The following is a 23,743-nucleotide window of genomic DNA, read 5'->3' on the forward strand; positions in this document are numbered from 1 at the left end:
AAGGTTATTCAGCGGAGGTTGGGAGCTTGGAAACCACGACGCTGGCCGGGCGGAGCAGGCGGTCGCGCAATTTGAATCCACGGCGGGTGACTTTCAGGATGCGGCCCTCTTCGCCTTCGGCGGATTCCTCCTGCGCCACGGCGTCGTGAAGGTTCGGGTCGAACGCTCCGGTGGTGGGGATCTCCTCCACGCCCTGACCGCTCAGGAAGTCGTTGAGCTGGCGGCGGACCATGTCCATCCCGATGTAAATCATGGACTTGGTGTCCTGGGAGGCGGCCATCATGCCCATCTCGAAGTTGTCAATGACGGGCAGGAGGTCCTCCAGCAGACGCTGGTTCGCGTAACGGATCGCGTCCTCGCGCTCGCGGGCGGTGCGCTTCCTGAGGTTGTCCATTTCCGCGGCGGTGCGCAGCGAGACTTCCTTCCATTTGGCGGCTTCCGCTTCGAGTTCCTCCCATGGATCAAGCCCGGCAGTCTCTGTGGCGGGAGCCTCGGAAGTGATGTCCACTTCGGCTTCGGTCCCTGGAGTTTCCTGCGTTTGGTTCGGATCGTTGTCGGCTTGCATGGCGCATACGTGTAGTCACGAATAGGCGAGCGTCAACCCCTTGGAGCATCCCCGGTGGCCTCCGGGGCAGGAAATCCGCTTGCTATCACGGCATTCACCCAGTAACCACTCGCCCCCACCGTCTCCCCTCCCGGTTCCCGACTCTCCCATTTATGAAGTTAGCCAAGTTGCTTTGCGCCGACCACATCCTCCTCGACATGGAGGCCACCGAGCATTGGCCCGCCATCGTCGAACTGGTGGGACACCTGGTGGCCACCGGACAACTTCCTTCCGAGCAGCAGCAGGAAATGCTGGATGCCTTCAAGGCGCGCGAGGAACAGGTCAGCACCGGCATCGGTTCCGGCGTGGCGATCCCGCACGCGTTTTCAGATCACTTGGAGCGGGTCATCGCCGTTTTCGGCCGGTCCAGGACGGGCATCGACTTCGAGGCGCTGGACAACGCGCCGGTGCATTTCATCGTGCTCTTCATCGTCCCGCGCAAGGACTACCACATGCACCTGCGGACGCTGGCGGCGATCGCGAAAATGTTCACCAACGGCGAGGTTCTCCGCCGGCTTGGCGCGGCGGTGAGCCATGACGAGGTTCTCGCCATTTTCGACTCCAAGCCGTCCCGCGTGGGAGTTTGATTTTTTTTCAGCCGGTCTCCAACCGCCCTTTTCCCATGACGCTTCTTCAAGAACTCGAATCCCGCCTTGCCGCGGCACTCAGTGCCGCGCTCGGGGAACCCGCAACCGCCGCCGTGACCGCCGCCGCGGATCTGCGATTCGGCGACTACCAGTCGAACGCGGCGATGGTTCTGGCCAAGCAGCAGAAGAAGAACCCGCGCGCGCTGGCCCAGGAGATCATCGACAAGCTGGAGCTCTCCGGCCTCGCCACCGCGGACATCGCCGGCCCCGGATTCATCAATTTCCGCATCCTGCCCTCCGCCTATGCCGCCCACACCGCCGCGCTGATCCGTGACGAACGCCTCGGCGTACCGGCCACCGGCTCGGGGAAAACCATCGTCGTGGATTTCTCGGCCCCGAACGTCGCCAAGCCGATGCACGTCGGCCACATCCGCTCGACGATCATCGGCGACTCCCTCGCCCGCGTCGCCCGCTTCCTCGGCTACAATGTCATCGCGGACAACCACATCGGCGACTGGGGCACCCAGTTCGGCATGATCATCCACGGATGGAACCATTTTCTCGATGAAACCGCTCTCGCCGCCGATCCCATCGCCGAGCTCGTCCGCATCTACCGCAAGGTGACCGCGATCAAGGATGAGCCGGGCATCCTGGACGCGTGCAAGGCGGAGCTCGTGAAACTCCAGGCAGGCGATCCGGAAAATCTCGCGATCTGGCAACAGTGCATCGACCATTCGAAAGCCGGTCTCCAGAAAATCTACGACCGCCTGGATGTGAAATTCGACTACTGGCACGGCGAAAGTTACTACAACGACCGCCTCGCCCCGCTGGTGGATGAGTTCCTGGAAAAAGGCCTCGCCCGCGAAAGCAACGGCGCGGTGTGCGTCTTTTCCGACGGCACGCTTCCCAAGGAGGAGGATCCCTACATGGTCCACAAGGAAGACGGCTGGACGGACAACCCCGCCATCATCCGCAAGGCGGACGGCGGATTCCTCTACGCCACCACCGACCTCGCGACCATCCAGTTCCGCATCGACGAATGGAAGGCCGACCATGTCTGGTATGTCGTCGGCGTGCCACAGCAGCTCCATTTCCGCCAGCTCTTCAACGCCGCGACGCGTTGGGGGAAAACCGGTGATTTCCAGCACGTCCAGTTCGGCTCGATCCTTGGCGAAGACCGCAAGCTCATGCGCACCCGCTCCGGCGAGAACGTCGGCCTGGTGGAAGTGCTCGAGGAAGCCGTGGAACGCGCGGCGAAGGCCATCGCGGAGAAAAACCCGGATCTCCAAGGCGAGGAAGCCGCACAGATTTCCGAAATCGTAGGCATCGGCGCGGTAAAATTCGCCGAGCTGTCACAAAACCGCATGACGGACTATGTGTTCTCTTGGGACCGCATGCTCGCCCTGCAGGGCGACACCGCTCCCTACCTGCAATACTCCCACGTCCGCATCCGCTCGATTTTCCGCAAGCTCGACACCCCGTTCGACGCGACCACTGCGGAAATCCACCTCAATGAAGAGGCGGAAATCCACCTCGCACGCCTGCTCGCACGCTTCGGCGAGGTGCTGCCGACCATCCTTGAAGACTTCCGCCCGAACCTGCTCGCGAACTACGTGCTCGAGCTCGCCCGCGCATTCCACTCGTATTTCGAAGCCTGCCCGGTGCTGAAAGCGGAGGAACCGGTCCGCTCAAGCCGCCTCGCGCTCTGCGACCTGACCTCCCGCACGCTGAAGCAGGGATTGAGCCTGCTCGGGATCGACGTACCGGAGCGAATGTGAAAGTATCTTTCCATTCCCCCCATGCCGACCTCACCGATCATCCGTCCCGTGCCGCGCTTGGGCCTTGTCACATTCCTAGCCTGCGGGATCTTCTTCCACTTCTCCGCGCGGGGAGCGGGACCCAGCCAATGGCCGCTGCTGGAAGTGAAGACAGTCAGTTCTCACCCCTCTGCCGGGGCTACGATAACGGATATCGTCGCGGCTCCGGGTGTGGCAAACAAACTCTACCTCGCGCAGCAGACCGGGAAAGTCACCGCGTGGCTCAACGATGTTCCGCAGAGCCAGGTTTTCATCGACCTGGAGCTGGATGATCATGGTGAGGAGGGATTGTTGGGAATGACCTTCGCCCCTGGCTATCCAGTCAATTCCCACGTGTATTTCTGTTATACGCGTGGCCGGGATACGAGACTGAGCCGCTATGAGGTGGATACCATTCAGGACCGCGTGCTGCCTCATACCGAAGAGGTGATCCTCACGATTCCGAGGCAGAATGACACGCATTTGAGCGGGCAGATCCGGTTTGGAGCCGATGGATTGCTTTACATGTCCGTGGGTGATGACGGTGGGCCGGGAGCGATCAGCGGAAACGCGCAGGATCTCGGGCGGTTGCACGGGAAAATCCTGCGCATTGATCCTGAAGGCGCGCCAGCAGGACAGGCGTACCTGATTCCACCGGGGAATCCACTGGTGGGGCAGCCTGGGACGTCCCCTGAAATTCTGGCATGGGGGCTGAGAAACCCGTGGCGGTTCACTTTTCATCCGGTGAGCGGGGCACTCTATATCGCGGACGTGGGAGAGGACCAGAGAGAGGAAATCAACGTGCTGCCCGTACACCGGTTTGGGGAGGGAGTGAATTTCGGCTGGCCCTACAAGGAGGGGACGCTGGATGTGCCGGGATTCACGAATCCCGGCAAGGTCCTCACGGCACCTTTCTACGAGTACGCCACCGAGAGCGCGGTGATCGGCGGAGAGTTTGTGACCCTCCCTCGCGGCACCGGAGAGCCCCTTTACCTGTTCGGAGATTTCGCTGGAAACATCCGGGCACTCGGTGCGGATGAAAATGGCGGGCCGGTGGTTCGTTTGATCGGCCGGAGCGGCTTTTGCTGCGCGATCGGCAAGGATGCGGCCGGCGTCCTCTATTTCGGAGGCGATTTCACGGCTCTGAACAAAGTGGTCGACGCCACCACGGTGACGGCTCCTGCTTTCGCGCTCCCGAGTGGTGATTACGTTGGCCCGCTGGACCTCGCCATCAACCCGGGACAACCGCAGGCCTCCATCCGCTACACGCTGGATGGTAGTGATCCCTCCGCATCCAGCCCCCAGCTTCCGGCCTCCGGCAGAGTTCTGTTGTCCGAACCAGGCACCGTGAAAGCCCGTGCTTTCTATGCCGACATGGCTCCGAGCGAAGTCGTGGCGGCCACCTACAACCTACAGGTGAACGAAATTCATCTGCCATACGGACCCCTGAACGATTACACCCAGATCCCGCTCATCTCCGGCACCCCGCTGGCGACCATCCGCTACACCATCGACGGATCCGAGGTTACAGAGAGCAGTCCGATTTACGACCCCTCCAATCCTCCTTCGGATCTTTTCATCATGCGGCCTACCCAGGTCAGGGCGCGCGCATACCGGGCGGGCTGGCTGCCGGGGACCCCATCCAGCAGGTATTACAACTTGTTTGTTTCCAGTCCTGAGATCTCGAACGTGCCAGATCAGGAACCGCTCCGGATGTTTTCGCCCGTGATACTCACCTCTCTCACTTCGGGTGCGACGATCCGCTACACGACTGATGGAAGCATTCCGAACGAAAGCTCCCCGGTTTACAGTGAACCTATCTATCTGATGCCGGGTATGGTTCTGCAAGTGACCGCCTCGAAAGCAGGCATGACCGGGAGCCGCCCCGCCTGGCTGGGAGGTTCAGGCATCTCCGGGAGCACCGGCGTGGGATACGCCATCACCCCCTCCGGCGCGCATTTCCAGGGAGACTCAGGCCCGACAGCCTCGTCACCGCTGAGATACCCCATCCACGTCGCACGCAAGGCCGACGGCACTCTCTTCGTCGCCGGGGACAGTTATTCACCCGCGCTTTGGAAAATCAGCGGCGGCACGACCACCCGGATCTATCAGGGCGTGGATGCCGACCGGTTTACCGAGTTGCATGTGGCATCCAATGGGGATCTCATCGCGCTTTGCAGCAGAAAAGTCTGGAACTTCCCCTCGCCTCTCCACGCCACCCGTTCGCCGGACGTATTGCCCGGCGTGACCGCAGCGACGCTTTTCCCCGATACGGACGGAAGTTTCCTAGCGGCAGAAAATGACTTCTCCTCAAATACAATCTACCGCTGCCGCCCCGGAATAACTCGGGTGCGGTTTTCGAACGCCAGTTCCCCGGTCCTTTCCATCGGCAGATCGACGGATGGAGAAGTGCATTTCACGACGAAAGCCCGGGTAATGCGGGTATTGGATGGCACCACAGCAACAGTCTATGGGTCTGGAACACAGGGCAAATCGGACGGCGCTGCGAACGTGGCCACTTTCATGCAGCCACGGAGCTTCACGAGCGACCGGATCGGAAATGTTTATGTGCTTGACGTTGAATCGTATGGCAAGGGCCGCGTCAGGAAAATCTCGCCGGAAGGCAACGTGACGACGCTGGAAGGGCCGATGATCAAAATTGATGGGACGCCCCCTCTCCATGGCAGTCGCATTCTGGAAGCTGAAGGATCCCTTGCCGTGGATGACAACGGGACCCTCTATGGCGCGAATGGAGAATTTGTCTGGCGGTTCGTCCAGGATGACTGGGACAACGACGGGATTCCCGATGCGCTGGAACAGAGCGAGGGCGCGCCGTGGGTCGTCGGGCGGGACGACAGGAAGCACTCGGCTGTCCCGGGTGGCATCTCCCATGTCGCGGCATTTGTGTTCGAAGGAAACCAGATCGGCTTGGATCCCACTGCCACCGGAATGGCGTGCATGCGCAGACTTTCCGATAAAACCGGCATCGTGGCGGCGAGAGTCGAGCCCGGGATGTCCTGCGTATTCGAATTCAGTGCGGATGCGGCGACCTGGTATCCCCTGGGACCTGCGATCCTGGCAACCGGCAAGGATGTTTCCATCAAGGTTGATTTCCCGACGACGGCTCCCGCCCGGTTTTTCAGGTGCCGGATGATGACTCCGTGAAGATCGAGGATGGATTCAGAGGATTCCCTCCCGGCACGTACGGGTGAATTCCGTCATGATTTGCCATCGCAAAGTCATCAAAGATGGAATTTCCCGAGACACCCGAGTGTGTATCCGAAAACGACATGTCCGATCCAACTGAGCAGGAGGCTGGCCGGCGTGATCACGAACATCATGGCTTCACCTTGGGGCGAAATTTTGAGTGTGACGATGAGGCACGCCCATACAAAACACCCGAAACCAAGGCCTATGTATTTCGTCACGCGGGACGTGATGCGGGCTTGCTGACGTTCGGTGAGGAGTCGCTTGAGGAGGGCGAAGGCGCAGACAAATGCCATGCCCATCCCACCACCATTGCCGAGGTACCGCCAGAGGTATCCTAGAACCGCGTGAGGATTGGCATCCCCGACCAGCATGCCGCCGATTTTAGGAATGAAATCATCCATCCACCCGGCCATGACGAAAGGTATCCTCACGCCGTCGTAACAAGTGACCGCGATGATGCCCATGACGTAACCATGCAGCATGAGTCTGCCATAGCGGGGCTGGAAACAGCTCAGACCCATGGCGACACCAAGCGCCGGAACTACCAGGAGGAGCGAAGCAAAGGGAAGCGTGAAAATCCCCATGAGCGACAAGGCAAGAGCCGTGATGGGAGCGAACCCGATCCCGAAAATCAACGTCGCGGCCATGCCGTCATGAAGAAGTGGCGCGGCGTTTTTCCATCGCATGCCGGGATGCGTGAGAAAATCAAACGAGAGACGGATGGTTGTCGTTTTCATACCAATTTCGGCGGGCAAATGCCAGTCAGCGTCAATTGACCTTGTACTCGGCCCGGACAATGGTGATGATGTCCTTTTCGTAGGATGAGGTGTCGTTGTTGCCCTCGGTGGAGGTTTCGGTGGAGTTGGCCGGGTTGATGTTGATGATTCCCATCGACGAGTCCACGAGCGGCCCGATGCCGGTATTGCCAGCCGAACGCAGGATGTTCTCCGCACGGTTGCGGGCATCCTTGGCGGCCTCCGCAAGCATCTCCAGCTTGAGTTCGCCGAGGCGGGTATAGTAATAGTTCGGCGCATTCGAGCTCACGAAGACGCCCTGTTCCAGCAGCGAGGTGATCTCGCGCGAGGCCTTCTCGATTTGTGGCACGTCCGGAGAACTGACGGATACCACCTGCATGGCGCGGAAGCCGGCGGACTTGCGGGTTTCCGTCCGCAATGGCACGGTGGTGCCGGGAAGCACCTTGTCCTCACGCACCATTTCGAACTCCTCGGTGATGCTGGCTGACTGGGTCTTGATGTCGTCCGGCTTGATGCCCTGGGCTTTCAAAAACGCAACCACTTCATCGGTCCCCCCCTTCAGCGAAACATAGGCGGCGGTGCGGTCGCCACCCTTGCTTTCGATGGTGGCCGACCACTGGATGAGATCGGAGACGATTCTCTTTTTTGCAGAGCCGGTGATGCGGATGTTGTTTCTATCCGGCTGTTTCCGGACATCCCGCCAGGTGCTGGCGGCGATGTAGGTGGAGCCCACAAGGCCCAGAGCCAGGGCAAAGGCGGCAAGTGGCGGCAGGCTGATACTGCGGACGGGGCGTTGGGAAGAGTTGTCGGTGTTCATGGTCGGATTGGTGGCGACGGATGGAATAGCTCCCCGTCATCCAGCAAATGCGGAATTCTTCCGACAAAAGGATCAGGAAAATTTTTGATCCTCGAAATTTCCCAGCCAAAGACCGGCCGCAGCCCCCTATCAGCGGTCCGTTTTTTTACCCGGCTCCGGAAACAACTGGTGGCGGAGTTCGATCCGGTCCGCGGCGGCCGCGATCTGTCTGAGGCGGTATTGGAAGACGGCATCTGTCGGTTTCGCCCCCGCGGGCAAGGTCACTTTCAGCCAGCGTGGCATGGTTTTCCCAAGGGAATCATCGGCGGGCGGTTCGGCGAAGGCCTTGAGCAGCGTGGGGAACGGGATGAGTTTTCCATCGTGGTAAAACTGGCCGCGTTCGTTCGCAGTCAGGGCGGTAATGCTGTCTTTAAAGAGCCCGGCGCGCACCAATTCGACGGCGGCACCGGTGTCCTTGGATTCTATCACCAGCTTTTCCAGTTCAGCATTCGTCTGCCGCAGCCTTTTGATTTCCTCCGCATAGCGTTCCTGATTCACCACCTCGTTGCCAACCTTGTCCAGCAGGGTTTGGTTTTCCCGACGGAGTGCTTCGAACTCCGTCGGAAGCCCTGCTTCGCTCGTGTTCCTCGTGCTGATCTCTCCAAGCATTTTTTGGTTCGATTCAAGCAGTCCGGAGAGACGCTCCTTGTAGTCGACGAGCTCCAGTTTCTGCTGATCCAACTCGGCGTTTTTATGCTCCAACTCCGCCTTGGCATCAAGCGCCCGCTTCATGCCGATGGATGTTCCCACCGCACCCAGGATCAGCATCAACAGCAGCGCCGCCCCCGCGAATACCGGGCCGCGATGACGGCGCGTGAAGCGCAGCGTGACATAAGCCATGCTCGGTGAACGGGCCTCGACCGGCTTATGCTGGAGAAAGCGCTGCAAGTCTTCCGCCAGCGCTCCCGCGGATTCATAGCGGCGGGCCGGATCTTTTTCCAAGGCCTTGAGCACGATCCAGTCGAGATCACCGCGCGGGGATCGCGGCGGGACAGCGCCCGCCTCCGCGAGCCTGGCGCTCGGTTTCGGAGGGATGACTTCGCGGATCAGGCGCTGCATCTCGGCGTAAGTCGCATCGCGGAGTCGAGGGCCGTCCAATGGCGTAGTCCCCGTGAGAAGTTCAAACAAGATCACGCCCAGCGAATAGATGTCGCTGCGGGTATCCACCGCCAGCGGATGGAGCTCCGCCTGCTCCGGACTCATGTATTGCGGCGTGCCGATCATCCGGTCGTGGCGGGTGAGGAACGTCTGCTCCGTCAGCTCCATCCCGATCGCCTTCGCGATTCCGAAGTCGATCACCTTGACCATCGGCTTTCCATCGTGGGACGAGACAAGGATGTTGGACGGTTTCACATCGCGGTGGATGATGCCTTTCTGATGCGCGTGCTGGATGGCTGCGCAAACATCGGTGAAAAGCTCCAGGCGTTCACGGGTACCGAGATGATTTTCCTCGCAGTATTTCGTGATGGGCACTCCCTTGACCAGCTCCATCACGAAGTAAGGCCGCCCTCCGTCCGTCGTCCCCGCGTCATGCACCTTCGCAATGTGCGGATGATCCATCAGGGCCAGAGCCTGGCGCTCCACCTCGAAGCGGGCGATCACCTCCTTCGAGTCCATGCCCGGCTTGATCACCTTGAGCGCGACCCGGCGTTTCACCGGCTGGCTTTGCTCCGCGAGAAATACGGTGCCGAAACCGCCCTCGCCGATCTGTTGAATCAATTTGTAACGGCCGATCATGTCGCCTTCTCCTTCCCTGTGTGTTTCACGCCACAGCGGATCGGCAAAAGGTTCCAAAAATGTCTCGTCCGCAAAGTGAGCGGCGATCAGCGACTCGACTTCTTCCCGCAACGCCTGATCCCCCGTGCATGACTCGTCCAGATAGGCGGCGCGTTCCTGCGGACCGGGGATTTCCAAGGCCGCATGCAGGATGATTTCCGGAGTGAGTTGATTCGGCACGGCGGGTGGTTCTTGATGGAAATGCGGGACCGGCATGGACTGATACCCACCACCCTATGCGAAATCCCCCCGCAAAAGGGATCAAAAACTTCGGCCTCCACGATGGATCCCGAAAAGCCGGAGGCCCCTCAATCGTCCCGTTTCAGTTCCCGGAACAACCAGGCCCGCGCATAGATCCAATCCCGCTTCGCAGTGGGCGTCGAGATGCCTAGGGCCTCAGCGGTTTCCTCGATCGTCATTCCTACGAAATAGCGCAACTTGACCACCTCGGCCTTGCGCGGCTCGACTTGGGCGAAGCGATCGAGGACCTCGTTAATGGCGAGAATTTCGTCATCTTTTACGGAAGGAACAGCGATGACGTCCTCGACGAAACCGGTTCGCTGTATTTCGCCGCCGTGGCGGACCGCCTTCCGATGCCGCGCGCGGTCGATCAGGATGCGGCGCATGGCTTCAGCGGCCGCGCAAAAAAAGTGCTTTCGACCTTCCCACTGTTGCTCCCCGGGCGAAAGCTTCAGGTAAGCTTCGTGCACCAGGGCCGTCGCCTGCAAGGTATGTGCCTCAGCTTCCTTCCCCAGGCGCCAAGCCGCAAGTTTGCGCAACTCCCCATAAACGAGCGGTATCAGATCTTCCGCCGCTTGCCTGTCACCCTCGCTTGCCGCGTGGAGAATGCGGGTCACGTTGTCGTTGCCGTGTTTCATTCTCCACGCTCCCGTTTTCTCAAAGCGTCTGGCAATCAAAACCGGATGGGATCGATCATCCGCCCCAAGGACCCATAAAATAGATATCCCACTCGCTTTCCCAAGTGTGCTCGTAATCAAAGCATTGGAACCGGTCCGCTCCAACCGCCTCGCGCTGGGCGAATCGACTTCACGCGCACTGAAGAAAGGGGCGAACCTGCTGGAAATCGACGTGCCCGAGCGGATGTGATTGGAACGATGGCCGACCGGAAGCCCACCTCCTCACCGGCAATAGCCGCGTCCATAGTATCCATACCCGACGGGACGGTAATAACGCGGACCGTAGTAATGGGAGTGGTGGCTGTGGTTGTTGCCGATCGCATAACCCAGCAGGCCGGCGGCCGCCACACCCGCGACAGCCAGGGCCGGATCAACTCCCACATACCCCGGCGCGGACCGTGGCATCGGTTCCTGGGCGTATCCCCCCTTCGAGTCCTGGCTGTAGGAAGCCACGGGCTCCCCGCGGCCTCGGGCAGGGTAGTAGCAACTCACGCTGGAAACGGCGCAAGCGGCCGACAACAGGGTGGAAGTCAGCTTGGGCAGATGTTTTTTCATCCCCCATAAGACTGCTCGCCCCGCCATCTATTCAATCGGAATTTCCCCGGGATGAAAAAATCATCTGACAAACACGGACGCCCCATGCCGCACTTGGGACAGGATGCCGAACGGAAATTCCCTCATCATGCCACTTTCACATGTCGTTGAAATTCCCCCTCCCCATTGGCCCGGATCCAGCTATTACGGCGGCGGACGGCTGTCGGGCATCCGTCGGTTGCCCGCCTGTGGCGACCCTCGGCATTATTCCTCGGGGCGGATGGAAGAATCTTGATGTCCGCCCGCCGCAGCTTATTCTCGAATGACAGTTTTTAATACCATCTCAGTACCTCCCCACATGCCTGCTTTCTACGTCATCGGTCATAAAAATCCGGACACCGACGCCATTTGCTCGGCAATCGGCTACGCCTCACTCCTCCGAGCCGTGGGCGAGGAACCGAACGCGCTGGCGGCACGCTGTGGTGAGATTTCCCAACGGACGAAGTGGGTTCTGGAACGCGCCGGGCTGGATGCGCCGATGATGCTCACGGACGTACGGGTGAATTCCGGCATGATCTGTCACCGCAAGATCATCAAGGTGAGCGTCTCGGACACCTTCCTCACGGCATACCGCCGCATGCTCGCTGCCGAAATCCGTTGCGTGCCGGTGGAGGATGACGAAGGCAACCTGGTGGGCATCCTGCGGTATTTCGATCTCCTCAAGCTCCTGCTGCCCGCCGACACGGAAGGCCTGAGCGTGCGGACGGTCCATGTCTCCCTCGCCAAACTGGCGGATACCCTCAATGCGGAAAGCCTCGGCGCGCTGCTGCCGCCATCCGAATTCGAGGAGGATCTGATCCTGCTCGTCGGCGCCTCGTCCCAAACCACCGTGGACAAACGTCTCAAGCAGGCGGTCGCGGAAGGAAATGTCGGCAAATTCCTCGTCATCTGCGGCGACCGGCCGATCGTCCAGCGCTATGCCATCGATCACGGAGCCCGCGCGTTGTTCGTGACGGGTGGCAATCCGGTTTCCGGAGAAATACTCGCCTACGCGGCCCGCAAGGGAGTGGTCGTGCTGCGCTGCCATCAGGACACCGCCAGCGCTTCCACCCTCATCCGGTGCTCCCGCACGGTCCGCCACGTGATGGAGAAAAATTTCCTCACCGTGGGAGCCACCGAGCCGGTTTCCCGCCTGCGGAAACGCCTGTCCACAGTCGACCAGGATTTGTTTCCGGTGGTCGAGCACACGGGCGGAAAAATGATCGGCGTCCTTTCGAAGTCCGACCTCGTCGATCCACCGCGCATCCGGCTCGCGCTGGTGGATCACAATGAATACGCGCAGGCCGTCAACGGCATCGAGGAAGCGGAGATCACCGAGGTCATCGACCACCACCGCCTCGCCGGGGACCTGGTTTCCCGCGAGCCGATCCGCTATCTCAACGAACCCGTCGGCTCGACCTGCACGCTCGTCGGCCGGAAATTCTTCCATCGCGGCCTGATGCCCGCCCCCAGCGTGGCGATGTGCCTGTGCGCGGGGATCGTCTCGGACACGCTCTGCCTCACCTCCCCCACCACCACCCTGCTCGACCGTGAGATGCTCACCTGGCTCAGCGGCGTGGCCGGGGTGGATCCCAAAAAGTTCACCGACGAGTTCTTCGGCGTGGGATCTCTCATCGCCAATGGAACTCCGGACGAGATCCTCAACGCGGACCGCAAGGAGTTCAGCGAGCAAGGTCTCTCCGTCAGCATTTCCCAGGTCGAGGAACGCGACCTCCATGGATTCGCGGCACGTCGCGAGGAGTTGGAAACCGCGCTGAGGGAGCTTTTCATCCACCAGAAATACGATCTCGCCGTCCTCGCGGTGACGGACGTGGCGCTGCACCACAGCATGATCCTCGCCATCGGCCAGGAATCCGCCGTTTCCAAGCTGCCTTTCGAACGCATGGACGAGACACTTTTCCACGCGCCGGGTGTTGTCAGCCGCAAGCGCCAGATTTTCCCGGCGGTATGCGAGGCGATCCAGCTTTCCAGGTAGGGCTACACACTTCATGAGCGCAGAAGGGACACCTTGGTCACCGTTCCAGTCTCCAGAGGTGCGTGAGATCTGGGCGCACATGACTGGCTCTGAAAGAAACAAGGCGTCCCGACTGGGCGGTCTTTATGGTTTGTGGGTCGCTGTCACCTTTGCCGGGCCGCTGGCATTTGCCATCGCCCTTGGAAATTTCACTTTTGGAACCGCTGCTCTTGTCTTGATCATCGTTCACATCGCCTGCGTTCCTGCCTGGCAAAAGAAAATACGCCGCTTTCTGTGTTCCACGGGTTGGGCCCGGGAGCGCGACTTGGCACCGGAACGGCTCAGATTGTTCACTTTCCGAAAATAGCCAGGCTACCCGCACGCATTGGCCCTTGCGTCGTGCTCCGCCGCCCTTCGCCGGGAGCTTGTCATCTTCGGTTGAAACTACTCCGCCAGATAACCGCTCAAGGCCTCGCGCAGGGAAGTCCGCGCGCGAAACAACAAACTCTTCACCGCGGAAACGGACAGATTGAGCACGGTGGCGATCTCCTCGTAAGAAAGCTGCTCGTAGCGCCGAAGCACGACGGCCATGCGCTGGACTTCCGGCAGCGAGGCGATGGCGGCGTCCACCGCTTCCTGTAGTTCGGCCTGGAGCAGCTCCGCGTCGGGCTGGCGGTCGGGATTCGCCTCAATGAGCTGGCTGGTGTTCTCCTCCCGCTCGTCGGAGGAAATTTCCTTCTTGCGGCTCTTGCGGCGGGTCTCGTTGAAAACGAGGTTCCGCGTGATGGTGTAAAGGTAGGTCGTGAACTTGGCGTCCGGCCGGTAGCGTTTCGCGTTCCGCCAAATTCGCAGGAACACCTGCTGCGCGATGTCCTCGGACTCGGAGGCGTTCCCCAACATCTTGGCAACCGTGCCGATGACCGCCTGTTGGTGGCGCTCGACGAGCTGGCGGAACGCCTCGTGATCCCCCGCCGCGATGCGCTCCATGAGCGCGAAATCGATGCCGCTGATGTCAGCCAGGGATGGTGCGGGATCTGCCTCCATTTTCAGGAAAAAAGGTGTCTCGGCAACATTGGCGAACGACATGGGTCATCCAACCGCCGCCAGCGGTGGAAGTTGCGTTTGAAAATCGATCCCAGCCGGTCCATTTCCTCAAAGCTCGGCGGATTTCGCCCAGGTTTCCACCTCTTCGTCCAAAAATAATTCCCCGATGACCTCCCGCGCCCAGTCCTCGGACTTGGCCAGATGATTCAGCATGCGCCAGGCGACGACCTGTGTCGCGGGCAGTTCGCTCCAGACGGTCTCGGCCAGGCACTGCCATTCACGGCCTTTCAGGCGTTTCGGATTTTCCAGCACTTCGAGACAGGCTTCACTGACCAGCAAGGTCCGTTCCAGATCCGGCTCCACGGCGACGGGCGGCACTTCGTAAGGGCGCAGCGGGACACCGGCGGCACCCGTGAGTTCGCATTTCGACTTCGCACGCCGCGCCAGATCCTTCCCCAATGCCTGCAATGCGGCGACCCGCGCCTGATGCGCCTCGTAACCCTTTCCCATGAATGAGGCTATCACGGCTGGTCAAACGGATGGAATCTTGAAATTTCAGCAAAAACACGGTTGTCAGCTTCCCATTTCCCAAAGGAGTGCTAGCCTCCTCGTTGTGAAACTCACGAAGTATCATCCGTCGATCCGGCGCTTGCAGGAAGACTTCGCCGCACGTGTGGCGCGGAGGAAATACACGGCGGCGCGCGGTCCCAGGCGTGAGCCCAGCAAGATCACGGATAATAGCGTACCTTGGCTGGAGAATCCCGCCTCCGTGGCGGATTACATGGAAATCTCCGCACGTGTTCTTGAAAGCGAGACCTTATGGCTGAAACGGTTCAATCTTTCATCGACGAACTGACCCGGCAGCATCGGGTGGTGATATTGGGTGGCTTGGCCGTGATCGCCCATGGTTACAGCCGTCACACTCAAGATGCGGACATTTGGCTCGATCCGCTTTCATCGGCACAGGAATGGGCCGATGCGGTTGAATCCGCCTGCGCGAAAACAAAAGGTACCACCATTCATGGACTTCCAGGCTGGGTTGAAATTTCAGGTGCGGAAGTGGCTCATGCGGCCGAAGAGACAGGAATGTTGCGGATTTTGGGACTGAATCTCCCACTTGATATTTTCAGGCGACCCAACGAGTTCGAAGAGATTGATTTCGACTCTGTCGTATCGAGAACTTCACCAAGCGGTGACGGCACATTACTGCCCGATCCTTTGGATCTGATTCAAAGCAAGTTGGCGACGGGAAGAGATAAGGACCTCAAGGATATCCAACACCTCGAATCCGTAATCCGGGCCGACTACAAAAAACGGCTTCCCGCCGCCACACTTGAGGAAGCAACCCAGTTGCTCGAACGATTTTCCGAATGGCAGGTTTTACAATTTGCGTTGGAAAATCCATTACTGGGGGTCCGGGATCTGGCCATGACCCACTTGCACGAGTTCGCTGAAGCGGGGGATCCGTTTTCCAAGGCGATCCTCGAGGGGCGGGAACTACCTTGACAACCACTCCACCGCCGCCGCCGCCGCATGGGTCGCGGTGGCGAAACATCCCTGCATGAGGTAGCCTCCGGTGGGTGCCTCCCAATCGATCATTTCTCCGGCGAGGAAGACACCGGGAAGCTTCTTCAACATGAGCGATCCGTCGATCTCGCTCCATAGGACGCCGCCGGCGGAGGAGATCGCTTCATCAATGGGACGCGGCCGGGTCAGTGGAACACGGCAGTTTTTCACCTCGCCGGCGAGGGAAGCGGCGTCAGGGTGGGATTTCTCTCCGAGAATGGCGACGGCGGGCTCGCTGAGTTTCCAGCGAATCGCGGCCTCCTTGAGGAAGTCCCGGCGCACGGACTCCATTTTCGCGACGAGCTGTTCCTCGGTGAAGGTGGGTTTGAAATCGATGGAAACCGCGGGTTCGTCCATAGACCGGAGGATCGTACCAAGTTGGTAGATCGCCCCACCCTCGAGACCGTAGCGGGTGACCATGAGTTCGCCAATGGCGGTCTGTGCTCCGGCACGGACATGGATGTTCTTCAGGGGACGTCCCTCGGCGGCGGCCAGAACTTCCTCCGGCCATTCATGTTCCCATCCGCAGTTCGCCGGAGCGAGCGGGTGATGGGAAATCCCGAGTTCTTCGAAGATCCGCACCCAGCCCCCGTCCGAGCCGGTCTTCGTCCACGAGCCACCACCGAGCGCGAGGATGACGGCATCGGCGGTGGCGGTGTGGCCGTTTGAAAATCCAAGCCGCGGTGAGGCATCGATAGAAACCAAGCGGTGGTTCATTTCCAATCGCACGCCCAGCCCCCGCAGCCGCTCGATCCAGCGCCGGAGCAGCGGCGCGGCTTTCAGCGCCTTCGGATAAACCCGTCCGCTGGTCGCTTGGAAAGTTTCCACCCCCAGCTCCGCCGCCCATGCCCGGAGCGCGGCGGGGTCGAATCCGGAAATGAGTTTTCCCCAGATTTCCTCCGGTTGGTCCGGGCCCGTGTAGCGGGTGATGAAACGGTCGAACGATTCGCCGTGGGTGAGATTCAGGCCGCCCTTTCCCGCAACCAGGAATTTCCTGCCGCAGGACGGCTTGGCGTCATACAGCGTGACCTTCAGGCCTGCGGTGGCCGCGACTTCTGCGGCGCGGAGGCCGGCGGGGCCGCCACCGATGACGGCAAGTTGGGAGTGGGTGTGCAAGTGGCGGGGAGGCTAGGATGGGGAAATCCGGAAGAACAGCGAAGAATCCGGACAGGGAAACGATTCGGCGGGACCTCCCGAGGGAAAAACCCGCCAAACCCGCCCCTCGACGGGCTGGGTTGACAGAAAGACGCCAGCCCCCCATGGTCCGCGTGTTTACCGCTGTTTTGCGCCCTAATCATGATATTTAAAAGTCTCTGTCGCCACGCCGGTATCGGTGCGAATTCCTATGTGTTGAAAACCAAGACCGCGCAGGTGGTGCTGGATGCAGGCATGCACCCGAAACACGAGGGCAGCGAGGCGATCCCCCATTACGAGTTTCTGGACGGCAGGACCGTGGACTCCATCATCATCACCCATTCGCACCTGGATCACGTCGGCACGCTGCCCGTTTTCCTCCAGGGCCAGCCTCAGGCGAAGGTGTTCATGAGCCCGGAAACGGCGGAACTCGCCACCGCCATGCTTCATAACTCGGTGAATGTCATGCAGGCGAAGCGCATCGAGCACGGCATCGCCGAATATCCTCTTTTCGAACATCGCGAGCTGGATGAAATCGAGGATTCCTTTGAAACCCGCGCCATCGAGCGTCCGTTCGATCTCGATCCCGAGGGTGTTTTCCGGGGCACGTTCCACGATGCGGGCCACATTCTCGGCTCCGTCGGCGTGACCATCGAGTGCGAGGATAAAAAGGTTTTCTACACGGGTGACGTGAACTTCGAGCACAGCACCCTTCAAAAAGGCGCGCTCTTTCCGGAGGGGAAAGTGGACGCGCTCATTGTGGAAACCACACGGGGCGAGCAGGCCCGCGACCCGAAATACGACCGCAAGAACGAGGAAAACGAATTCGCCGAGGCCATTAAAAACGTCATCGGCCGCAAGGGCTCGGTGCTCATTCCGGTTTTCGCGATGGGGAAAACCCAGGAAGTCCTTGGAATGATCCACCGCTTCAAGGCAGAGGGCCTCATTCCGAAGAAGACCCCGGTGTACATCGGCGGGTTAAGCACGAAGATGACGCAGGTCTATGACCGCTTCAGCACCACCTCCCGCCGCCACCTGCCCAATTTCCGTTTCCTCAAGGACATGGAGCTTGAAGCGGGCAGCAAGAAGCGCAAGGGGCCCATCCCCTTCCACCCCGGCTGCATCTACGCGCTTTCCAGCGGCATGATGTCGGAGAAAACCGTTTCGAACAATTTCGCGCGCCAGGGGGTCTTGGAAAATGCCAAGCACGGTCTGTTTTTCGTCGGCTACGCGGACCCCGAAACGCCCGGCGGCAAGATCCGCGAGGCGAAACAGGGCGACTCCATCGTGCTCGACCCCGCCTACCCTCCCGTCACACTGAATTGTGAGACCCGCATCTTCGACTTCAGCGGCCACTCGACCCGCGAGGCAATCCTCAACTACATCCTCAAGGTCGCACCGAAACAATGCTTCCTCGTCCATGGTGACGATGGCGCGGTGGCGTGGTTCAAGCAGGAGATCACGCGCCGTCTGCCGAACACCAAAGTCATCATCCCCGAACCGGGCGTGGACTACGTGATCTGATTCCTCCCCACATTTCCCCAAAACCCAACCCATCCGCCATGTTAGAGAATCTTCTCAAAGCCCTTCCGCTCGTCGCACCCATCGCCCTCGTCTGCCTCGGCCTGGGATGGGCGCTGCGCGGTCTTTTCTCCAAGCCCGCGGCCACCGCCAAGGCAGCTCCGGCGGCTGACGCCGGAAAACAGGACCGGGTGAAAAATCTGGAAGCCGCTTTGGAGAAATCCCGCAGTTCGCACAAGGCGACCAAGACCGAGTTGGAAACCCTCCAGGCGTCCAGCGTGGCCAAAGCCACCTTGGAAGCGGCCACCTCGGAACTCGACACCGCCCGCAAGGAACTTGATGGCGTCGGCAGGCGCATTTCCGCACTGGAGGCGGATCTCAAAAAATCCCAGGAAACCATCAGGAACCTGAACAGCCGCGCCAACGAGGTGGACAAGACCCAGAAGGACCGCAGCTTCACCCTCGAAAACGAACTCTCCAAAGCCCGCGAGCAGCTCTCCATTCTCCAGAACCGCCCCGACGACAGTGCCGATCTCCAAGCCGAGATCGAACGCCTGCGCGAATCCGTCGCCGTTTCCACCCGCTACGCCGGGGAAATGAGGAAGCGTGAAGCCGCCGCGGTGGAAGCTCTCGAAAAAGCCGAAGCGCGTCTTGCGGACGCCGGTTCCGCCGCCCGCTCCGCCCCCGCCTCCAGAAAAATCGGCCCCGTCGCCGATTCCGGCCGCATCGCCGCAGCGAAAGCCGAGGTGCTCCGCATTGTCGAACAGAACAAGGCGAAAGCCGCGGCGGCCGCCATCGCCGCACCTCTTCTGCCTGCGCTGGAAAACTTGACGGAACCTGCCAAGGAAGAGCCTGCCGCTGTGGCGGAAGAACCGGCTGCTTCCATCGAAGAGGCTGCGGCTGTCGTGGAGGAATCCATCGCGCCCGCCGCAGAGCCAGTTGCTCCCGTTGAGGAGCCAGCCTCTGTTATTGAAGAGCCGGCCGTATCCGTCGAGGAGTCTGTCGCGGCCATCGAGGAACCCGTCGCCGCCGATGAGCCTGTCGCTGCAGCCGAAACTCCGGTGGCAAACGAAGAAAAGGAAGACGAGCCGAAAAAGCCGGCCCCCGGCGAGCTCTTCACCTTGGAATGATCCATCGCAGCGTCGGTCCGTGGTCGCTGACGGATCCTTGCAACCACCCCTCCGCCGATTGACTGGGGAAGAACGACGCGAATCCGCGGATCCGCATCCATCGGCGATTGAAAAATCCATCCGCGAGGTTCCCAGAAATGATTCTTCATTGAGGAAAGATCTTCTGAAAGCCGCGAAAACCCATTTCCGTAAAACCCGAAACCCATGCGAAAAACCCTGCCGCTCGTCCTGCTTTCCCTCGCAGCCGCAAACGCCGCGCCGCTTCAGAAACAAACCATCGCCGGGGGATTCCACGACCCCATGTCCATCACGGTCGCCCCGGATGGCGACATCTACCTCGTCGAGCGCGAAGGCAAGCTCCTCCGCATCCGTCCCGGCACCGGCGGCGTTTTTGAAATCGGCAATCTCACCGTTTCCGCGCTTCGTTCGACCGATCCCAAGAGCAACTCCGCCGTGGAGGACGGCTTGCAAGGCATCGCGCTCGATCCGGATTTCGCCAAGAACCAACGCATCTACCTCTACTACAGCCACCCGGAAAAACTGCTGGACCGCCTGTCCCGCTTCACCCTGAAGGACGGCAAGCTGGACGTTTCTTCGGAACTGGTTCTCATCGACGTTCCTTCCGAACGTCACGACCGCATCTGCCACCATGGAGGTTCCGTGCAATTCGGCCCGGACGGACTGCTCTACCTGAGCATCGGTGACAACACCAACCCCTTCGACAGCGACGGCTACGCCCCGATCGACAACCGCGAGAACCGCCTGCCGTGGGACGCCCAGCGCAGCGCCGGGAACACGAACGACCTGCGTGGCAAAATCCTCCGCATCCGACCGACCGAAACCGGCTACGACATCCCGCCCGGCAATTTGTTTCCGAAAGGCACCCCGAAGACCCGTCCGGAAATCTATGTCATGGGCTGCCGGAATCCGTTCCGCATCTCCATCGATCCCAAAAACAGCACGCTTTACTGGGGCGAGGTCGGCCCGGACGCGTCAAAACCTTCGGACAAAGGCCCCGCCGGTCACGACGAGGTGAACCAGGCCAAGGCCGCCGGCAACTTCGGTTGGCCGTTCCTCGTCGGGGATAACAAGCCTTATCCGATCGTGGACTTCACCACCGGCAAGCCCGGCCGCATGACCGATCCTGCGAAGCCGCAGAACACCGGCATCCGCAACACCGGACTCACCGACCTGCCACCCGCCCAGTCCGCATTCATCTGGTATCCGTATGACGAAAGCCCGGAATTTCCGGTCATGGGCAAGGGTGGCCGCAATGCGATGGCCGGTCCGGTCTTCTACCACGACTCCGGCCGAAAGTATAACATCCTCGACAAGAGCGACGACCATACCCTGCTCACCTACGACTGGGTGCGGGCGAAAATCTGGAAGGCCAAACTCGGCAATGGAGAGAAACTCGTGAGACTCGAATCCTTCGACGACCTCTCCAAGCACCCGATGGATATGGAAATGGCGGCCGACGGCTCCATCTGGCTGCTCGACTACGGCACCGAATGGTGGTTCAACAAAAACGGCAGCCTCATCCACGTTCTTCCGGAGTCCGCGAACCGCCCGCCGCAGATCGAGATCGAGGCGGTGGCCGACAAGCCCCTCACCTACACCGTCAAGTCCGCCACCGATCCTGAGAACGATCCCATCACCGTGACCTGGTGGCTCACCACCGGCACGACCGAGCGCAAGCTCGGCAGCGGGAAATCCATCACCATCGAGCCGAACAGCGGCAGCGAGATCCGCGCCGTCGCCTCCGACGGAAAAAGTCCGAACGCCGTCGCCCGCATTTCCCTCACCCAGGAAGCCGCCGCGCCCGAGCTGAAGCTCTCGCTGGATGGCGACCCGAAATCGCTGGGCTTCGGCGAAAGCGTCGGTTTCAAGATCACTGCGGAAAAATCGCCGGACGCCGCACAGGTGAGCGTCCGCGCCCGCTATATCCCCGCGACCGGCCACGATGCCGGAGGCCCGCAATTCCCCGCCGCCATCAACGCCCTCGTCACCTCGAACCTCTGCCTCGCCTGCCACCAGGTGGACGTCACCTCCGTCGGTCCGGCCTACGTGAACGTCGCGCTGAAATATCGCGGCCAGGCCGACGCCCTCGATAAGCTGAAGGCGAAAGTCAAAGCAGGCGGCGGCGGCGTCTGGGGCGAAGTCCCCATGCCGCCCCAGATCGCCCTCAAGGACGAAGATGCCGACACCATTCTCCGCGCCGTCCTCGGCCTGGCAGAAGGCATCAGCGAAACCAAGGGCAGCAACGAGGGAAAAATCACCCTCGCACCAAAACCTGCGGGAGCCGAAGGCGGAGCTTGGGAATTCAGTGCCGAAGCGCCGGGCTACACCACCGCGAAGTTCAGGATCCCGGCAAAGTAGCAGTCAATAGTAAGGGGCGGGCCCACTCCACGGCTTTCATCAAGTGACATTGAACAAGCCGCTTGATAACCAGTGCCTATGATGACAATGCTGAATATCGGGATTCTGGAGCCCCTCCGGAGCAGTTCCATCTTTTGGAACCCTGATGCGGAACCTTGAATCCGCCCGTATTACTGATTGGCAGCTCCGAAATCGCCGCATAGCTTCGCGCCCTTCGATGTCCGACAAATCTCATTTTCACTTCACCGGTATCTGTGGCACGGCCATGGGGGCCGTCGCCGCCGCCATGAAACAACGCGGGTTCACCGTCACCGGTTCGGATGCGAACGTTTACCCGCCGATGTCGGATTTCCTGCGCGGGCAAGGCATCACCATCACGGAAGGCTACCGCGAGGAAAACATTCCGGCGGACACGGACGTCGTCATCATCGGCAACGCCATCTCCCGGGGGAATCCCGAAGCCGAGGCCGCGCTCGACCGCAAGCTGCTGTATCATTCCCTGCCGGAGGTGATGAAGGAGTTTTTCCTGCGCGGGAAACGCAATTTCGTCGTCTCGGGCACCCACGGCAAAACGACCACCTCGTCCATGCTGACGTGGATTTTCAAGAACGCGGGCCGCGATCCCGGCTACATGATCGGCGGATTGCCGAAAAACCTCGGCTGCGGCGCCCATTTCACCGACTCGGACATCAACGTGCTGGAAGGCGACGAATATGACACCGCCTTCTTCGACAAGCGCTCGAAATTCCTCCACTACCTGCCCGAGTGCGTCATCGTGAACAACGTGGAATTCGACCACGCGGACATCTACAACTCGCTGGACGAGATCAAGCTGACGTTCCGCCGCCTGCTCAACATCGTCCCGCGCGGAGGCTGTGCCTTCATCAATGGGGACGAGCAGAACTGCCTCGATGTCGCGGACAAGGCCCCCTGCCCCGTCACCCGCGTGGGCTTCGGCGAGAACTGCTCCCTGCGGATTGAAAACCTGAACTACGAGACGGACCGTAGCTCGTTCACCCTCGGTGGTGTGGGCTACTCGATCCGGATGACCGGCGAGTTCAACGTCCGCAACGCCGCGATGGCCGCCGCCGCCGCCTCCTTCGCCGGGCTTTCCGCCGATGAAATCCGCGACGGTCTGGAATCCTTCGACGGTGTCGCCCGACGCCAGGAACTCAAGGGCGAGGTGAACGGCATCAAGGTCATCGACGACTTCGCCCACCATCCGACCGCCATCCGCCTCGCGGTGCAGAGCCTGCGCCAGCGCCACCCCGAATCCCGCCTGTGGATTCTTTTCGAACCCCGTTCGAACACCACCCGCCGCGCGGTTTTCCAAAACGAACTCGCGGAATCCCTCGCGCTCGCGGACTTCGCCGTGGTCGCGGCCCTGACCGACGTTCACAAGATTCCGGAAAACGATCGTCTGGATCCTGACCGGCTCTCCGCGGACATCGCCCGCCTCGGCGGCCGGGCGTGGTATCTCGCGGATGTGGAAACGATCGTCGGAAAAGTCAGCGAGCTTGCCCAACCCGGCGACATCATCGCCGTGCTCAGCAATGGCGGCTTCGGCGGCATCCACCAGAAACTCTTGGCCTCACTCGCGTGATCTGGCAAACTCCGCCCAGCACCGCCATTTCTCCTGATCAATGAAGTTCCGTCCTGTCATCACCTCCCTCCTGCTCGCCTGCGCGTCCGCCGGCCTCACCAGCTGCTTCAGCAGTTCCAAGGTCAATACGAAGAATGAAACGAGCGTCGGCCAGCAGCTCAGCGACCTGGACAACGCCTACCGGCGCGGCATCATCACGGAAAAGGAATACCTCAAGTTGAAGAAGGCCATCATCAAGGCCAACGACTGAGAGTTACCGCGTCGAATCACCATCACTCCTGGCAACAGGAGCGGATACCAGCCCTGGACGGTGTGAA

General features: G+C 60.6%; 22 protein-coding genes. 13 read left to right on the plus strand and 9 right to left on the minus strand.

Annotated elements, in window-relative coordinates; genetic code table 11:
* Window positions 1-4: 4 nt before the first annotated feature.
* Window positions 5-565, minus strand: coding sequence for a nucleotide exchange factor GrpE (gene grpE, locus JIN84_RS07340; protein WP_200350382.1), 561 nt, complete (start codon window positions 563-565; stop codon window positions 5-7).
* Between the two features lie 152 nt (window positions 566-717).
* On the opposite strand from grpE, the gene JIN84_RS07345 reads away from it, so the two are divergent.
* The 3 genes from JIN84_RS07345 to JIN84_RS07355 are packed head-to-tail and all read left to right on the plus strand — an operon-like array spanning window position 718 to window position 6,152.
* A complete protein-coding gene (locus JIN84_RS07345) occupies window positions 718-1,191 on the plus strand; it encodes a PTS sugar transporter subunit IIA (RefSeq protein WP_200350383.1) in 474 nt (157 codons plus the stop codon).
* Window positions 1,192-1,226: 35 nt separating this feature from the next.
* On the plus strand, window positions 1,227-2,969 hold the full coding sequence (gene argS / locus JIN84_RS07350; RefSeq protein WP_200350384.1) for an arginine--tRNA ligase: 1,743 nt from the start codon (window positions 1,227-1,229) through the stop codon (window positions 2,967-2,969).
* Between the two features lie 21 nt (window positions 2,970-2,990).
* Window positions 2,991-6,152: a chitobiase/beta-hexosaminidase C-terminal domain-containing protein gene (locus JIN84_RS07355; protein WP_200350385.1), complete on the plus strand. Its 3,162-nt coding sequence runs from the start codon at window positions 2,991-2,993 to the stop codon at window positions 6,150-6,152.
* 77 nt (window positions 6,153-6,229) lie between these two features.
* Here the strand turns inward: JIN84_RS07355 and JIN84_RS07360 are convergent, their stop codons facing one another.
* The 4 genes from JIN84_RS07360 to JIN84_RS07375 form a co-directional block, all read right to left on the minus strand.
* Window positions 6,230-6,934 (minus strand): hypothetical protein, encoded by a 705-nt coding sequence (locus tag JIN84_RS07360; RefSeq protein WP_200350386.1) that lies wholly within the window; start codon window positions 6,932-6,934, stop codon window positions 6,230-6,232.
* Window positions 6,935-6,965: 31 nt separating this feature from the next.
* Entirely contained in the window at window positions 6,966-7,769 is an 804-nt protein-coding gene (locus tag JIN84_RS07365; RefSeq protein WP_200350387.1) for an SIMPL domain-containing protein, read from the minus strand.
* A gap of 129 nt (window positions 7,770-7,898) precedes the next feature.
* The gene (locus JIN84_RS07370) at window positions 7,899-9,800 is read right to left on the minus strand and encodes a serine/threonine protein kinase (RefSeq protein WP_200350388.1); all 1,902 of its coding nucleotides are present in this window, start codon (window positions 9,798-9,800) and stop codon (window positions 7,899-7,901) included.
* A 92-nt stretch (window positions 9,801-9,892) separates the two neighbouring features.
* Complete coding sequence (locus JIN84_RS07375) at window positions 9,893-10,462, minus strand: sigma-70 family RNA polymerase sigma factor (protein ID WP_200350389.1); 570 nt, start codon at window positions 10,460-10,462, stop codon at window positions 9,893-9,895.
* A gap of 106 nt (window positions 10,463-10,568) precedes the next feature.
* Here JIN84_RS07375 and JIN84_RS23360 point away from each other — a divergent pair, with 106 nt between their 5' ends.
* Window positions 10,569-10,691 carry a DALR anticodon-binding domain-containing protein gene (locus JIN84_RS23360; protein ID WP_200350390.1) on the plus strand — a complete coding sequence of 41 codons (123 nt, stop codon included), beginning with the start codon at window positions 10,569-10,571 and terminating at the stop codon, window positions 10,689-10,691.
* Window positions 10,692-10,723: 32 nt separating this feature from the next.
* Here JIN84_RS23360 and JIN84_RS07385 read toward each other — a convergent pair whose 3' ends face one another.
* Complete coding sequence (locus JIN84_RS07385) at window positions 10,724-11,056, minus strand: hypothetical protein (protein ID WP_200350391.1); 333 nt, start codon at window positions 11,054-11,056, stop codon at window positions 10,724-10,726.
* A gap of 337 nt (window positions 11,057-11,393) precedes the next feature.
* Between JIN84_RS07385 and JIN84_RS07390 the strand changes: the two genes are divergently transcribed.
* Window positions 11,394-13,070, plus strand: coding sequence for a putative manganese-dependent inorganic diphosphatase (locus JIN84_RS07390; protein ID WP_200350392.1), 1,677 nt, complete (start codon window positions 11,394-11,396; stop codon window positions 13,068-13,070).
* 13 nt (window positions 13,071-13,083) lie between these two features.
* The gene (locus tag JIN84_RS07395; protein WP_200350393.1) at window positions 13,084-13,416 is read left to right on the plus strand and encodes a hypothetical protein; all 333 of its coding nucleotides are present in this window, start codon (window positions 13,084-13,086) and stop codon (window positions 13,414-13,416) included.
* A gap of 77 nt (window positions 13,417-13,493) precedes the next feature.
* Here JIN84_RS07395 and JIN84_RS07400 read toward each other — a convergent pair whose 3' ends face one another.
* Together JIN84_RS07400 and JIN84_RS07405 are read right to left on the minus strand one after the other, a co-directional pair.
* A complete protein-coding gene (locus JIN84_RS07400; RefSeq protein ID WP_234043261.1) occupies window positions 13,494-14,135 on the minus strand; it encodes an RNA polymerase sigma factor in 642 nt (213 codons plus the stop codon).
* 66 nt (window positions 14,136-14,201) lie between these two features.
* Entirely contained in the window at window positions 14,202-14,603 is a 402-nt protein-coding gene (locus JIN84_RS07405; protein WP_200350394.1) for a hypothetical protein, read from the minus strand.
* Between JIN84_RS07405 and JIN84_RS07410 the strand changes: the two genes are divergently transcribed.
* Window positions 14,602-14,949, plus strand: coding sequence for a hypothetical protein (locus JIN84_RS07410; RefSeq protein WP_200350395.1), 348 nt, complete (start codon window positions 14,602-14,604; stop codon window positions 14,947-14,949). The two genes, JIN84_RS07405 and JIN84_RS07410, sit on opposite strands and share 2 nt — an antisense overlap.
* A complete protein-coding gene (locus JIN84_RS07415) occupies window positions 14,913-15,599 on the plus strand; it encodes a hypothetical protein (protein WP_200350396.1) in 687 nt (228 codons plus the stop codon). The genes JIN84_RS07410 and JIN84_RS07415 overlap by 37 nt, the downstream gene beginning before the upstream one ends.
* Here the strand turns inward: JIN84_RS07415 and JIN84_RS07420 are convergent.
* On the minus strand, window positions 15,591-16,775 hold the full coding sequence (locus JIN84_RS07420; RefSeq protein WP_200350397.1) for a BaiN/RdsA family NAD(P)/FAD-dependent oxidoreductase: 1,185 nt from the start codon (window positions 16,773-16,775) through the stop codon (window positions 15,591-15,593). The genes JIN84_RS07415 and JIN84_RS07420 overlap by 9 nt on opposite strands.
* 180 nt (window positions 16,776-16,955) lie before the next feature.
* Here JIN84_RS07420 and JIN84_RS07425 point away from each other — a divergent pair, with 180 nt between their 5' ends.
* The 5 genes from JIN84_RS07425 to JIN84_RS07445 all read left to right on the plus strand — a co-directional run bounded on the left by JIN84_RS07425 (window position 16,956) and on the right by JIN84_RS07445 (window position 23,676).
* Complete coding sequence (locus tag JIN84_RS07425) at window positions 16,956-18,317, plus strand: MBL fold metallo-hydrolase (protein ID WP_200350398.1); 1,362 nt, start codon at window positions 16,956-16,958, stop codon at window positions 18,315-18,317.
* A gap of 38 nt (window positions 18,318-18,355) precedes the next feature.
* Window positions 18,356-19,444, plus strand: coding sequence for a hypothetical protein (locus tag JIN84_RS07430; RefSeq protein ID WP_200350399.1), 1,089 nt, complete (start codon window positions 18,356-18,358; stop codon window positions 19,442-19,444).
* Between the two features lie 204 nt (window positions 19,445-19,648).
* A complete protein-coding gene (locus JIN84_RS07435; protein WP_200350400.1) occupies window positions 19,649-21,823 on the plus strand; it encodes a PQQ-dependent sugar dehydrogenase in 2,175 nt (724 codons plus the stop codon).
* A gap of 217 nt (window positions 21,824-22,040) precedes the next feature.
* Complete coding sequence (mpl, locus tag JIN84_RS07440) at window positions 22,041-23,426, plus strand: UDP-N-acetylmuramate:L-alanyl-gamma-D-glutamyl-meso-diaminopimelate ligase (RefSeq protein WP_200350401.1); 1,386 nt, start codon at window positions 22,041-22,043, stop codon at window positions 23,424-23,426.
* A gap of 40 nt (window positions 23,427-23,466) precedes the next feature.
* Window positions 23,467-23,676, plus strand: coding sequence for an SHOCT domain-containing protein (locus JIN84_RS07445; protein WP_200350402.1), 210 nt, complete (start codon window positions 23,467-23,469; stop codon window positions 23,674-23,676).
* The last annotated feature ends 67 nt before the right edge of the window (window positions 23,677-23,743 follow it).

The organism is Luteolibacter yonseiensis, from assembly GCF_016595465.1.
GTDB lineage: Bacteria > Verrucomicrobiota > Verrucomicrobiia > Verrucomicrobiales > Akkermansiaceae > Luteolibacter > Luteolibacter yonseiensis.

Excerpts from the sequence above, each read along its gene's own strand:
- grpE (WP_200350382.1), bottom strand. The coding sequence starts at position 565 with ATGCAAGCCGACAACGATCCGAACCAAACGCAGGAAACTCCAGGGACC.
- JIN84_RS07345 (WP_200350383.1), top strand. The coding sequence starts at position 718 with ATGAAGTTAGCCAAGTTGCTTTGCGCCGACCACATCCTCCTCGACATG.
- argS (WP_200350384.1), top strand. The coding sequence starts at position 1,227 with ATGACGCTTCTTCAAGAACTCGAATCCCGCCTTGCCGCGGCACTCAGT.
- JIN84_RS07355 (WP_200350385.1), top strand. The coding sequence starts at position 2,991 with ATGCCGACCTCACCGATCATCCGTCCCGTGCCGCGCTTGGGCCTTGTC.
- JIN84_RS07360 (WP_200350386.1), bottom strand. The coding sequence starts at position 6,934 with ATGAAAACGACAACCATCCGTCTCTCGTTTGATTTTCTCACGCATCCC.
- JIN84_RS07365 (WP_200350387.1), bottom strand. The coding sequence starts at position 7,769 with ATGAACACCGACAACTCTTCCCAACGCCCCGTCCGCAGTATCAGCCTG.
- JIN84_RS07370 (WP_200350388.1), bottom strand. The coding sequence starts at position 9,800 with ATGCCGGTCCCGCATTTCCATCAAGAACCACCCGCCGTGCCGAATCAA.
- JIN84_RS07375 (WP_200350389.1), bottom strand. The coding sequence starts at position 10,462 with ATGAAACACGGCAACGACAACGTGACCCGCATTCTCCACGCGGCAAGC.
- JIN84_RS07385 (WP_200350391.1), bottom strand. The coding sequence starts at position 11,056 with ATGAAAAAACATCTGCCCAAGCTGACTTCCACCCTGTTGTCGGCCGCT.
- JIN84_RS07390 (WP_200350392.1), top strand. The coding sequence starts at position 11,394 with ATGCCTGCTTTCTACGTCATCGGTCATAAAAATCCGGACACCGACGCC.
- JIN84_RS07395 (WP_200350393.1), top strand. The coding sequence starts at position 13,084 with ATGAGCGCAGAAGGGACACCTTGGTCACCGTTCCAGTCTCCAGAGGTG.
- JIN84_RS07400 (WP_234043261.1), bottom strand. The coding sequence starts at position 14,135 with ATGTCGTTCGCCAATGTTGCCGAGACACCTTTTTTCCTGAAAATGGAG.
- JIN84_RS07410 (WP_200350395.1), top strand. The coding sequence starts at position 14,602 with ATGAATGAGGCTATCACGGCTGGTCAAACGGATGGAATCTTGAAATTT.
- JIN84_RS07405 (WP_200350394.1), bottom strand. The coding sequence starts at position 14,603 with ATGGGAAAGGGTTACGAGGCGCATCAGGCGCGGGTCGCCGCATTGCAG.
- JIN84_RS07415 (WP_200350396.1), top strand. The coding sequence starts at position 14,913 with ATGGCTGAAACGGTTCAATCTTTCATCGACGAACTGACCCGGCAGCAT.
- JIN84_RS07425 (WP_200350398.1), top strand. The coding sequence starts at position 16,956 with ATGATATTTAAAAGTCTCTGTCGCCACGCCGGTATCGGTGCGAATTCC.
- JIN84_RS07430 (WP_200350399.1), top strand. The coding sequence starts at position 18,356 with ATGTTAGAGAATCTTCTCAAAGCCCTTCCGCTCGTCGCACCCATCGCC.
- JIN84_RS07435 (WP_200350400.1), top strand. The coding sequence starts at position 19,649 with ATGCGAAAAACCCTGCCGCTCGTCCTGCTTTCCCTCGCAGCCGCAAAC.
- mpl (WP_200350401.1), top strand. The coding sequence starts at position 22,041 with ATGTCCGACAAATCTCATTTTCACTTCACCGGTATCTGTGGCACGGCC.
- JIN84_RS07445 (WP_200350402.1), top strand. The coding sequence starts at position 23,467 with ATGAAGTTCCGTCCTGTCATCACCTCCCTCCTGCTCGCCTGCGCGTCC.